The organism is Janthinobacterium sp. PLB04 (assembly GCF_021165895.1).
Lineage (GTDB): Bacteria > Pseudomonadota > Gammaproteobacteria > Burkholderiales > Burkholderiaceae_D > Janthinobacterium > Janthinobacterium lividum.
In genome coordinates, this window is sequence record NZ_CP088968.1 from 1067710 (window position 1) to 1079336 (window position 11627).

The 11627-nt window shown below is 64.1% G+C and carries 15 protein-coding genes; 11 read left to right on the forward strand and 4 right to left on the reverse strand.

Annotation, left to right across the window (positions count from 1 at the left end; genetic code table 11):
• Positions 1-29: 29 nt before the first annotated feature.
• Genes metX through LSO07_RS04685 form a run of 5 tightly spaced genes read left to right on the forward strand, consistent with a single transcriptional unit; the run spans position 30 to position 4850 of the window.
• Positions 30-1196 (forward strand): homoserine O-succinyltransferase MetX, encoded by a 1167-nt coding sequence (gene metX, locus LSO07_RS04665; RefSeq protein WP_034784682.1) that lies wholly within the window; start codon positions 30-32, stop codon positions 1194-1196.
• A complete protein-coding gene (gene metW, locus LSO07_RS04670; protein ID WP_034784683.1) occupies positions 1193-1804 on the forward strand; it encodes a methionine biosynthesis protein MetW in 612 nt (203 codons plus the stop codon). Before metX ends, metW begins: the two co-directional genes overlap by 4 nt.
• Positions 1804-3063, forward strand: coding sequence for an AmpG family muropeptide MFS transporter (locus tag LSO07_RS04675; protein WP_151092578.1), 1260 nt, complete (start codon positions 1804-1806; stop codon positions 3061-3063). The genes metW and LSO07_RS04675 overlap by 1 nt, the downstream gene beginning before the upstream one ends.
• Positions 3044-3946 carry a M48 family metallopeptidase gene (locus LSO07_RS04680; protein ID WP_070278329.1) on the forward strand — a complete coding sequence of 301 codons (903 nt, stop codon included), beginning with the start codon at positions 3044-3046 and terminating at the stop codon, positions 3944-3946. Before LSO07_RS04675 ends, LSO07_RS04680 begins: the two co-directional genes overlap by 20 nt.
• A gap of 1 nt (position 3947) precedes the next feature.
• Positions 3948-4850 (forward strand): pseudouridine synthase, encoded by a 903-nt coding sequence (locus LSO07_RS04685; protein WP_151092580.1) that lies wholly within the window; start codon positions 3948-3950, stop codon positions 4848-4850.
• Between the two features lie 112 nt (positions 4851-4962).
• Here LSO07_RS04685 and LSO07_RS04690 read toward each other — a convergent pair whose 3' ends face one another.
• Positions 4963-5739 carry an exodeoxyribonuclease III gene (locus LSO07_RS04690; RefSeq protein WP_151092582.1) on the reverse strand — a complete coding sequence of 259 codons (777 nt, stop codon included), beginning with the start codon at positions 5737-5739 and terminating at the stop codon, positions 4963-4965.
• Between the two features lie 109 nt (positions 5740-5848).
• Between LSO07_RS04690 and pyrE the strand changes: the two genes are divergently transcribed.
• The gene (pyrE, locus tag LSO07_RS04695) at positions 5849-6511 is read left to right on the forward strand and encodes an orotate phosphoribosyltransferase (protein WP_035824465.1); all 663 of its coding nucleotides are present in this window, start codon (positions 5849-5851) and stop codon (positions 6509-6511) included.
• Here pyrE and LSO07_RS04700 read toward each other — a convergent pair.
• On the reverse strand, positions 6508-6762 hold the full coding sequence (locus tag LSO07_RS04700; protein WP_070278325.1) for a GNAT family N-acetyltransferase: 255 nt from the start codon (positions 6760-6762) through the stop codon (positions 6508-6510). The two genes, pyrE and LSO07_RS04700, sit on opposite strands and share 4 nt — an antisense overlap.
• Entirely contained in the window at positions 6750-7493 is a 744-nt protein-coding gene (locus LSO07_RS04705) for a sulfite exporter TauE/SafE family protein (RefSeq protein ID WP_151092584.1), read from the reverse strand. Before LSO07_RS04705 ends, LSO07_RS04700 begins: the two co-directional genes overlap by 13 nt.
• Before the next feature lie 125 nt (positions 7494-7618).
• Between LSO07_RS04705 and LSO07_RS04710 the strand changes: the two genes are divergently transcribed.
• The 5 genes from LSO07_RS04710 to LSO07_RS04730 all read left to right on the forward strand — a co-directional run bounded on the left by LSO07_RS04710 (position 7619) and on the right by LSO07_RS04730 (position 10546).
• Positions 7619-8512: a LysR substrate-binding domain-containing protein gene (locus LSO07_RS04710; protein ID WP_034749390.1), complete on the forward strand. Its 894-nt coding sequence runs from the start codon at positions 7619-7621 to the stop codon at positions 8510-8512.
• A gap of 21 nt (positions 8513-8533) precedes the next feature.
• Positions 8534-9406: an alpha/beta fold hydrolase gene (locus tag LSO07_RS04715; protein WP_151092586.1), complete on the forward strand. Its 873-nt coding sequence runs from the start codon at positions 8534-8536 to the stop codon at positions 9404-9406.
• Positions 9407-9501: 95 nt separating this feature from the next.
• Complete coding sequence (locus LSO07_RS04720) at positions 9502-9693, forward strand: YqaE/Pmp3 family membrane protein (RefSeq protein ID WP_034749384.1); 192 nt, start codon at positions 9502-9504, stop codon at positions 9691-9693.
• Positions 9694-9752: 59 nt separating this feature from the next.
• Positions 9753-10217 carry a carboxypeptidase-like regulatory domain-containing protein gene (locus tag LSO07_RS04725; RefSeq protein WP_151092588.1) on the forward strand — a complete coding sequence of 155 codons (465 nt, stop codon included), beginning with the start codon at positions 9753-9755 and terminating at the stop codon, positions 10215-10217.
• On the forward strand, positions 10217-10546 hold the full coding sequence (locus LSO07_RS04730; protein ID WP_052140357.1) for a hypothetical protein: 330 nt from the start codon (positions 10217-10219) through the stop codon (positions 10544-10546). The genes LSO07_RS04725 and LSO07_RS04730 overlap by 1 nt, the downstream gene beginning before the upstream one ends.
• 6 nt (positions 10547-10552) lie before the next feature.
• Here the strand turns inward: LSO07_RS04730 and LSO07_RS04735 are convergent, their stop codons facing one another.
• On the reverse strand, positions 10553-11590 hold the full coding sequence (locus LSO07_RS04735) for an oxidoreductase (RefSeq protein WP_151092590.1): 1038 nt from the start codon (positions 11588-11590) through the stop codon (positions 10553-10555).
• Positions 11591-11627: the final 37 nt, after the last annotated feature.

An 11627-nucleotide genomic window follows, 5' to 3' on the forward strand; every position in this document is an offset into this window, starting at 1 on the left:
CATCCATTGGAATCGTTTCGCCGCAAACCATGTATTTTGCGCAACCCTTGCAGCTGCAAAGCGGAGCATCGCTGCAAGACTATATGTTGATGTATGAAACCTACGGCACCCTGAACGCCGACAAATCGAACGCGGTGCTGGTCTGCCACGCCCTGAACGCCTCGCACCACGTGGCCGGCGTCTACGCGGACGAACCGAAAAGCACGGGCTGGTGGGACAATATGGTTGGTCCCGGCAAGCCGCTCGACACCAACAAATTCTTCGTCATCGGCGTCAACAACCTGGGTTCCTGCTTCGGTTCGACGGGCCCCATGCACACCAATCCCGCCACCGGCAAGCCGTATGGCGCCTCCTTCCCCGTCGTCACGGTGGAAGACTGGGTCAGCGCGCAGGCGCGCCTGGCCGATGAACTGGGCGTCAAGCAGTTTGCCGCCGTGATGGGGGGATCCCTGGGCGGCATGCAGGCGCTGGCGTGGAGCATCATGTTCCCCGAGCGCCTGCGCCACTGCGTGGTAATCGCCTCGACGGCCAAGCTGTCGGCGCAGAATATCGCCTTCAATGACGTGGCGCGCCAGGCCATCCTGTCCGACCCCGATTACCATGGCGGCGATTTCTATGCCCATGGCGTAGTGCCGAAGAACGGCTTGCGCGTGGCGCGCATGGTGGGCCACATCACGTATCTGTCGAACGATGACATGGCCGAGAAATTCGGCCGCAAGCTGCGCGACGCGGCGCAGACGGGCGACTACAAATTCGGCTTCGGCATCGACTTCGAGATCGAATCGTATCTGCGCTACCAGGGCGACAAATTCTCCGAATACTTCGACGCCAACACGTATTTATTGATCACCAAGGCGCTCGATTATTTCGACCCGGCGCGCGCGCATGGCGGCGACCTGGCCAAGGCCCTGTCGGGCACGAAGGCCAAGTTCTTCCTCGCCTCGTTTTCCACCGACTGGCGCTTTTCGCCCGAGCGCAGCCGGGAGATTGTCGAAGCGCTCGTATGCAACCGCCGCCAGGTCACGTATGCGGAAATCGATGCGCCACACGGCCACGACGCCTTCCTGCTGGAAGATGCGCGCTACATGAACATGGTGCGCGCCTATTATGGCCAGGTATGGAACGACATCGGGGCGGGCTTGCCCGCTCCTGCACAGCACACCGCCGTCCGCCAGGGCGCGAAGGAGACCGCATGACTTTTGACGAATTGAGCGCGCTGCGCCCCGACCTGGCCTTCATCGCCCACTGGGTGCCGAACAACGCGCATGTGCTGGACGTGGGCTGCGGCGAAGGCGTGATGCTGCAGTATCTGCAAAGCGACAAGGAGTGCAGCGGCTACGGCATCGAGATCGCCGATGACAAGGTGCTGGCCAGTACCGTGCGCGGCGTGAACGTGATCCAGCAGGACATGGAGAAGGGCCTGGCCATCTTTGGCGACAACAGTTTTGATACGGTGCTGTGCCTGTCGTCCTTGCAGATGATGAAGCAGGTCGAGCCGTTGCTGCGCGACATCGTGCGCGTGGGCGCCGAGGCCATCGTCTCGTTCCCCAACTTCGCCTACTGGCCGCACCGCGTGGCGCTGCTCAAAGGCCGCATGCCCGTGTCGAAATCGCTGCCTTACCAGTGGTATGACACGCCCAACGTACGCTGCGCAACCATCAATGACTTCCGCGAACTGGCCGAGGAATGCGGCCTGGAAGTGATCGAATGCGTGGCCCTGGCCGAAGGCAAGATGGTCTCCGTGCTGCCGAACCTGCGCGGCGACCTGGCCGTCTTTCGCCTGCGTAAAAAAGCGGTGCATTGATGACCACAAGCCCGGCGCCAGGCTGGCGTTCCTATGCCAATGGCCGCATGCTGGCCGTGCTGGTGCTGGGCTTCAGTTCCGGCTTGCCCCTGTTCATCCTGCTGTACCTGCTGCAGGCATGGCTGGCCAAGTCGGGCTTGAACGTCAAGGCGCTGGGGCTGTTCGCCCTGGTGCAGTTCCCGTACATCTGGAAATTCCTGTGGGCGCCCCTGATGGACCGCTACCGCATCCTGGGACTGGGACGCCGGCGCGGCTGGATGGCCCTGACGCAAGTGGCGCTGTTCTTTTCCATCGGCGGCATGGGCATGCTCGATCCGCTCACGCAGATCGGCCTGATCGCGGCCGCCGCCGGCGGCGTGGCCTTCCTGTCGGCCAGCCAGGACATCGTCATCGACGCCTACCGGCGCGAAATCCTCAGCGATAACGAGCAGGGCCTGGGCGCCGCCGTCATCGTCAACGCGTATAAAGTGGCGGGCATGGTGCCGGGTGCGCTGTCGCTGATCCTGGCCGACCGCATGCCGTGGCAGCCCGTGTTCTGGATCACGGCGGCCTTCATGCTGCCAGGCCTCGTGTGCACCTTGCTTGTCAGGGAGCCGACCGTGTATGGCTCGCCGCCGAAGACCATGCGCGAAGCGATCATCCTGCCGTTCCAGGAGTTCATCGCGCGCGATGGTTGGCGTAACGCAATGTGGATCCTCGCCTTCGTATTACTCTACAAAATCGGCGACAGCATGGCCACGGCGCTGGCGACGAAGTTTTATCTCGACCTGGGTTTTTCCATGACGCAGATCGGCCTGGCCGCCAATACCACGGGTTTCTGGGCCAGCCTGGCCGGCGGCGTGGTGGGCGGCATCTGGATGCTCAAGCTGGGCATCAACCGGGGCCTGTGGGTGTTTGGCGCGCTGCAGGCCATCGCCATCCTCGGATTCGCCTGGCTGGCGCAGGTGGGGCCGAACACCATGCTATTGAGCGCCGTGATCGGCTTCGAAGCTTTCGCCAGCCTGGGCCTGGGTGCGGCCGCCTTTGTCGCGTTCCTGTCACGCACGACGGACCCGCGCTACACGGCCACGCAATATGCGCTGTTTTCCAGCCTGAGCGCCGTGCCGCGCACCCTGATCAATGCCTCGGTGGGCTTCCTCGTCGCCGAGCTGGGCTGGTTCTCGTTTTTCATCGTTTGCTTCTTCCTGGCCTTCCCGGCCATGATGATGCTGCCTAAAATCGCTCCATGGAGGTCTGCCAATGGCACCAATATCCCTTAAACGTTACACCGTCCTGGCCAGCCTGTGCGCGGCCACCGCGCTGGCGCCCCTGTCCGTCTCCGCCCAGCAGGCGACAGTGCAGGATGGCATCAAGGTGCGTCCCTTGTCGACCTCGCGCATCTTTGCCGGCGGTGCCGATTTCAATGCACAGTCGAAGCAGCAATATACGCAGCTGGTCAACGAAGCGAAGGAAAAAAATGCGCTGGTGCCGGACAGCGATCCGCAAGTGAAGCGCCTGCGCGCCATCGCCCAGCGCATCATCCCGTTCGCCACGCGCTGGAACGAGGCGGCGGCCAGCTGGAACTGGCAGATCAACCTGCTCAACTCGGACGAGGTCAACGCCTTTTGCATGCCGGGCGGGCAGATCGCCTTTTACAGCGGCATCATCACCAAGCTGAACCTGACCGACGATGAAGTGGCCGTCGTCATGGGCCATGAAATCTCGCACGCCTTGCGCGAACATTCGCAGGCGCAGGCCGGCAAGGGCAACCTGGCCGCCGTCGGCGCCAAGCTGGCCGGCGCCGGCCTGTCGGCCTGGCTCGGCGTCGACCCGAATCTGACCAGTACCGCCACGAATATGGCGGCCAAGGGGGTGATGCTGAAATTCTCGCGCGACGATGAACGCGAAGCGGACCTGATCGGCATGGACCTGGCCGCGCGCGCCGGCTTCGATCCGCGCGCCGGCGTGGTGCTGTGGCAGAAGATGGCGGCCGTGAGCGCGGGCGCGCCGCCGGAATTCCTCTCGACCCACCCGTCGGGCAAGGACCGCATCTCGCAGATGAACAGCCACATGACGCAAGTGCTGCCCCTGTACGCGCGCAGCAAGGGCGTCAGCGTGGACGCCTTGCCGCCATACCGCAGCAACGCCATCGCGCAGCGCTAGGATGTCGAACCGCCACATCGCCGCACCCTTGCCCATGCGCGACGGTGTGGCGCCCAGCTACCTGTGGCTGCCGGAAGGGCAGTGGCCCGACATGCTGGCGTTTCTGCTCGAGCGCTATCCGCAGATCAGCGCCGCGCAATGGCGGGACCGCATGGCGCGCGGCGAAGTGGTCAACGGTGACGGCGCCGTGCTGGCGCCCGACAGCGCATACCGGCGCGGCATGCGCATTTTTTACTACCGCGAGCTGGAGCGCGAAACGCCGATCCCGTTCCAGGAAGAGATCCTGTTCCAGGACGAGCATTTGATCGTGGTCGACAAGCCGCACTTCCTGCCCATGACGCCGGCCGGGCGTTTCGTGCAGGAGACCCTGCTGACGCGCCTGAAGAAAAAGCTGGACTGCGCCGAGCTGACGCCGATCCATCGCCTCGACCGCGAGACGGCCGGCGTGGTGATTTTTTCGCGCCATATCGCCAGCCGCGGCGCGTATCAATCGCTGTTCCAGCGCCGCGAAGTGCGCAAGACCTACGAGGCCCTGGCGCCGCGCCTCGATGGCCGCGATTTTCCATTTGCCTACCGCAGCCGCATGGTCGAAGGCGCGCAGTTTTTCCTCATGCGCGAGGAAGCAGGCGAGCCGAATTCGGAAACCATCATCGACGTGATCGAAGAGCGCGGCGACGTCAACCTGTACCGGCTGCAGCCGCACACGGGGCGCAAGCATCAATTGCGCGTGCACCTGGCCTCGCTGGGCATCCCCATCGTCAACGATGCGTTTTACCCGGTGGCCCTGCCGTGCAAGGAGGACGACATGTCGCAGCCCTTGCAGCTGCTGGCGCGGGCCATCGAATTTGCCGACCCGTTGACGGGCGAAATGCGCCATTTCGAAAGCCGGCGCGTGCTTGCGTAACCCACACCACCAAGGACACAGCCAACAATGTTGTCGGATTACGGTCCTGCGGACCTAATCCGACCTACGGCAGATCAGGCGTAAGCCGACACCACCCGCGACGTGTCAAAGATCAGCTCTTGACCGTGTAATCGATGATCAGCGGCGCATGGTCGGAAAAACGCTCGTCCTTGTAGACGCTGACCGTATGCGCCTGGGCCGCGATGCCGGGCGTGGCGACGTGGTAGTCGATGCGCCAGCCCACGTTCTTCGCGTAGGCTTGTCCGCGGTTGCTCCACCAGGTGTACTGGTCTTCGCGCTTGTCCAGGCCGCGGTGTACGTCGACAAAGCCCACTTCGTCGAAGACGCGCGTCAGCCATGCGCGTTCCTCGGGCAGGAAGCCGGAATTCTTCTTGTTGCCCTTCCAGTTTTTCAGGTCGATTTCATGGTGGGCGATGTTCCAGTCGCCGCAGATGACCACTTCGCGGCCCAGCGCCTTCAATGCCAGCAGGTGCGGCAGGAACAGTTCCATGAAGCGGAACTTGGCTTCCTGGCGTTCCGGGCCGGACGAGCCGGACGGGCAGTACACGGAAATGACGGACAGGTTGCCAAAATCACAGCGCACATAGCGGCCTTCGGCATCGAATTCGGGGCTGCCGAAGCCGATATGCACGGCGTCCGGTTCGACCTTGCTGTACACGCCCGTGCCGGAATAGCCCTTTTTCTCAGCGTAGTGGAAATGGCCATGGTAGCCGTGTGGGTTGAGGAATTCCGGCGTCATGTCGGGCAGTTGCGCCTTCAATTCCTGCACGCAGATGAAATCGGCCGTTTGCGTGCCCATCCAGTTGAAAAAGCCTTTTTTGGCGGCGGAACGGATGCCGTTCAGGTTGGCGGAGATAATTTTTGGCATAGGTCGAGAGTGAAAAGGGCGCTGGACGGGGCCGGCGGGCGCGGCATGGCGATTGTCTCGCCGGTGCGCGCGGATTAAAATACAGGCACTTTTAAAAAATGAGGCTAATGTGAATAATTTACGCCAGCAGTTTATCGCGTTTTCAGTATCCAAGGGAGTCTTGCGGTTTGGCGAGTTCACCACCAAGGCCGGACGCCAGTCGCCGTACTTCTTCAATGCAGGCCTGTTCCACGACGGCGCCACCCTGGCCGAGCTGGCGCAGTTCTACGCGCAGACCCTGCTGGACTCGGGCGTCGAATTCGACATGCTGTTCGGCCCCGCCTACAAGGGCATCACCCTGGCATCGGCCACCGCCGTGGCGCTGGCCGGCAAGGGTCGCAACACTTCGTTCGCCTTCAACCGCAAGGAAGCCAAGGACCATGGCGAAGGCGGCACCATCGTCGGCGCCAAGCTGCATGGCAAGGTTGTCATCATTGACGATGTGATCTCGGCCGGTACCTCGGTGCGCGAATCGGTGGACATGATCCGTGCCGCCGGCGCCGAGCCATGCGCCGTGCTGATCGCCCTGGACCGCATGGAGCGTTCCGGCCCGGACGGCCAGCTGTCGCCAAGTTCGGCGGTGCAGGAAGTGTCGAAACAGTACGGCATCCCCGTCATCTCGATCGGCAATCTGGACGACTTGTTCGGCTACCTGAATGGCGCGGGCGCCGATCCGGAACTGCTGAAACATAAAGAGGCTGTTTCCGCCTACCGCACGCGCTACGGTATTTAAGTCGTCTTGTCCAGCAGCGCCCGCAGCCGCGGGTCGCTGCAGGCGGTGGCAGCTTGCGGATGGCATTGCAGTAGCCGCCGCAGCAGCGCGCCGCCGATGCCGCGCCGCCGGAATGGCGGTTTCACGAACAGCATGTTCACCGTCACCCCGTCCCCGCACTTGCTGATGTCGAGCATGGCCACCTGCTGGCCGTCGATCCACGCGCACAGCGCGCTGTCCCCTTGCCAGTCTATCTGCATCACGCCAGCCATGGCTTGAGCGCCGCATGCAAGCCCAGGGCGAACAGCCCGGCAAAAAAACACCGTTTGAATACCTGCTGCGCGATGCGTCCGCGCAGCCATTGACCGGCCAGCATGCCGGCCAGCGCCGGCAGCAGCGCATATGCGGAGGCGCCCGCCGCGCCCAGGCTGAAGTCGCCGTGCAGGGCCAGGCTGGCCGCCAGCGCCACGGTCGATGCCGTAAACGCCAGGCCCAGCGCCTGCACCAGTGCATCGCGCGCCAGCCCCAGTCCCTGCAGATATGGCACGGCGGGGATGACGAACACGCCCGTGGCGGCCGTCACCAGCCCTGTCGCCGCGCCCGCGACGGGCCCCAGCCACGCTTCGTGCCGGGCCGGCACGCGCAACTGCAGCGAGAACAGGCCGGCCAGCGCGTACAGCATCAGCGCCACGCCCAGCGCGACGACGGCCCAGACCCCGCTGTCGGTCGGCAGCAGGGCGCCGCCCGCCAGGGTGCCCGCCATGACGGCCGCCAGCATGGGCCACAAACGGCGCAGCAGGGCGCGCAGGCCGGGACCCGCCGCCAGTTGCCAGACGTTCGTCACCATCGATGGCACGATCAGCAGGGCAGCCGCCTGCACGGGCGGCATGACAAGGCTGAGCGTGCCCATGGCCACTGTCGGCAAGCCCAGTCCGACTACGCCCTTGACGAAGCCAGCGACGAGGAAGCTGGCGCCGACAGCCAGCAGGAATGACGTCTCCATCTTTTTTATCCAGAGTGATTTTGCGTGGATTCTGCGCTTGCCCGGGGATTTCGCCAAGGTGGATTATTTTGAGTCAGCCTAAGTAAAATACGAAGGCTGATAAGATGGCGAAAAGGAGAGCCGCCATGCGCTTTGATCTGGTCGATTTGCAGCTGTTTGTCAACGTGGTGGAGGCGGGCAGCCTGACGGCGGGCGCCGCGCGCAGCCATCTCGCATTGGCCTCCAGCAGCGCGCGCGTGCGCGGCATGGAAGAGATGCTGGGCATGCCCCTGCTGCTGCGCGGGCGGCGCGGCGTGGAGCCGACGCCCGTGGGCCAGACCTTGCTGCATCATGCGCGCCTGGTGCTGCTGCAAATGGAAAAAATGCGCGGCGAGCTTGGCGAATTTGCGCGTGGCTTGAAAGGGCAGTTGCGGCTGCTGTGCAATACGGCCGCGCTCAGCGAGTTCTTGCCCGAGGCGCTCGGCGCTTTTCTCGACCGCCATCCGAACCTGACCATCGACCTGGAAGAGCGCCTCAGTTACGATATCGTCAAGGCTGTCTCGGAAGGGCTGGCCGACATGGGCATCGTGTCCGACTCGGTCGACATGCGCGGCTTGCAGACGTTCTTGTTCCGCCCCGACCGGCTGGTGGTCATCGCCGCGGCCGACGGCGTGCACCACCGCGCGCTCGGCCAGGATGGCGTCGTCGACTTCGCCAGCGTGCTGGATCACGATTTCATCGGCCTGGCCGACGACAGCGCGATGCAGCAGTACCTGGGCATGCATGCGGCGCGCCTGGGGCGTCCGTTGAAGGTGCGCGTGCGCCTGCGCAGTTTCGATGCCGTCTGCCGCATGGTGGCCAGCGGCGTGGGCATCAGCGTGGTGCCGCTGGCGGCTGCCAGCCGCTGCCAGCAGACGATGGCGCTGCGCTGCCTTGAATTATCCGATCCCTGGTCGGTACGCAATCTGACAATCTGCGTGCGCCAGTTCAGTGAATTACCCCTGTATGCGCGCCAGTTGATCGATCATCTGAAGGCGTGACAGGGCATGACAGGAGCAGCGATGCGTTTTTCAGAAGACAAGATGGCCAGCCTGCGGTGCAGCGACCAGGTCGAGCGGCCGATCCACATCTGGCAGCCGGAGCAAATCCAGCCACGTGCAGTGATCCTGGCGATCCACGGCGGCATGGCGCATGCGGGCGACTACGTCACGCCGGCGCTGTATTTCCGCCAGCACGGTTTCGCCACCGTCAGCTTCGACATGGTGGGCCATGATGGCAAGCGCAAGGTCGATATCCCTTCGTTCGATGCCTTCCTCGACGACGCGGAGCTGTTCCTCGCCTGGGTCAAGCAGGCGTATCCGGGCTTGCCCGTATTCGTCATGGGCCATTCCATGGGCGGCCTGATCGCCACGCACCTGGGGCTGCGGCGCTTCGCGGGCGACCCGGCGATCAAAGGCTTCATCATCTCATCGCCGTATTACGTGAATGCGATTCCCGTGCCGAAGGTGCTGCAGATGCTGTCGGGCTGGCTGGCGCAGCGCTTCGCCATGATGAAGGTGCCGCTAGGAAACTTGACCATGCTGCTGACGCACGATCAAACCATCACCGCGCGCCATTTCCAGGACGAGCGCGACGGCATACGCGCCAGTGCGGCGTCGGTGCGCTTTGCCCATGCGCTGACGTCGGCGCAAAAGGAATTGGCGGGTGGCTTGTCGGACTGGCGCTTCCCCCTGTTCGCCGTGGTGGCGGGCGACGACAAGCTGGCCAACAGCCGCGCCACGGAGAGCATGCTGCGCAGCGTGCCCGATGGCCTGCTCGACTATCACTACTATCCGGCCAATTATCACGAGAACTTCAATGAAGTGAACCGCGACGTCATCTTCGCGGCCATTCTGGCGTGGATGGAGAAACTGCTGGCACCCGTAGCGCCGTGAGGCGCCGGTATCGTTATAATCGGTTCAACTGAATTCACCGCCGGCGCATGCCGGCCCGGTCCCCGCGGTACAGGGGAATACTCAAGGAACCAACGATGCGCTTGCTGATTGCCCTGTTACTCCCGTGGCTGACCTTTTTCACGATCGGCCGTCCGATCGCCGGCATCATTTGCCTGATCCTGCAAATCACCTTGATCGGCTGGCTGCCTGCGACGATCTGGGCCGTATATGCGCTGAGCCAGTACAAGACGGACCAGAAGATCGCCGAGGCCATGCGCCGGCGCTAACCTAAGACTGGCCTAAGCTGCGCTTCCTATCTTGATTCAAACGACATGAGGAGAGTGAGATGGCACCAGACAGACGCGGTACCTTGAACCTGGCGGCGGTAATGCTGGCCGCCGGGCTGTTGCTGGGAAGTGCGGCGCAGGCCCAAACCGACAGCGCACTGCCGCCCGTGCAGAAAAGCGGGGCGGTGGAATACCTGAGCGGCGGCATCGGCCTCGATGAATCGACGGCCATCCAGAGCGCCAGCCGGCATTGGCCCTTGAGTCTCGTGTTTTCCGTGCAGGCGGCGGGCAAGGCGGAATTTGCCTCCGACGTGAAGCTGGAGGTACGCGACGCCAAGGGCGCGCCGGTGCTGGAAACGACGGCCAGCGGACCGTTCCTGCTGGCAAAGCTGCCGCCGGGCAGCTACAGCCTGCGCGCCACGCTGGCCGGCAAGACACTGGAACGCACTGTGCAGGTCAAGGCGGGCAGCTCCGCGCGCGTGGAGCTGGTCTGGCCGGCGGGAACGAACCAGGGCCGGCCTTGATGCCGGGCGACGGCAAGGCGCCCGAGCGAGGCGTGCCGGCGCGCGGTTTGTCTGCCCATATCCTGCCCACGTCGGCGACGATGGTCGGCGTGTGCATGACGGTGCTGTCGATCGGGCACCTGGCACCGCGCGGCGAGGTGCGCGTGGCCATCGACAAGCTGCTGGCCATCGATGCCATCGTCTTTCTCGTCAGCGCCGTGCTCTCGTTCATGTCGCTGCGCCCCGGCCAGTCGCGCTTGCGCCACGAATGGTGGGGCGAACTGCTGTTCCTTTGCGGCCTGGCCCTGCTGGCGCTGGGCGCCGTGGTGCTGGCCTTCGTTATCAACTGACGTCGATCAACTGACCGTGAGCACGCGCCCTTCGGCCGCGCTTTGCAGCGCCAGTTCGATCAGGCGTATCGCCGCCGCCGCATCTTCGGCCGCCACGGGCGCCGCTGCGCCGTGGCGGATGGCGTCGGCCATGCCCTGGTAAAAGTCCTGGTAGCGGCCCGCCTGCATCTCGAGGTGTTCGAAATGTCCGTCTGGTTGCGTGCCCAGATGCAGCGCGCCGCGCACGGGGTCCACGCCCCAGCCGGGCTGTCCCGGCCCGCCGCCCGCCTTCAGGGCATCTTCCTGCGGATCGAGGCCAAACTTCACGAAACTGCCCTTGTCGCCATGCACGGCGAAGCGCGCCGTCGGCGCCTTTACCAGGCAGCCCGCTTGCAGCACCACGCGCAGCCGGTCGTAGTACAGAACGATGTGCATGTAGTCGACGGCTTGCGCGCCATCGCGCTGCAGGACGATATCGGCGTACAGCTTTTCCGGCTGGCCGAACAGCTGCATGGCCTGGTCCAGCATGTGCGGGCCCAGGTCGTACAGCAAACCGCCGCCCGGCGCGCCGGACTCGCGCCAGCGCTGGCGGATCTCGGGGCGGAAGCGGTCGAAATGCGATTCGACGCTGGCGATACGCCCCAGGGTACCCTGGGCCAGCAGCGCTTTCAGGGTCAGGAAGTCGCCATCCCAGCGCCGGTTGTGATACACGCTGAGCACCAGCTTGCGCTCTTTTGCCAGCGCGATCAGGCTCTGTGCTTCGGTGCTGGAAATGGTGAATGGCTTGTCGACCACCACGTGCTTGCCCGCTTGCAGGGCCGCCTGCGCCAAGCTGAAATGCGCCTCGTTGGGTGCGGCGATGACGACCAGTTCGATGGACGGATCGGCAAACAGTTGCGCGGGCTCCGCATACACGGTCGCGTGCGGCCAATCCTTGTGTACGAGCTCCGGCTTGCTGGAAGCGACGGCCGTCAGTTCCAGGGCTTCGATGGCGGAGAGTACAGGCGCGTGGAAGGTGGAGCCGGCAAAGCCGTAGCCCACCAGGCCGGTTTTGATCTTGTTCATGGCGTGTTCACAGGTGCGTGGAAGAATCCATGATCAT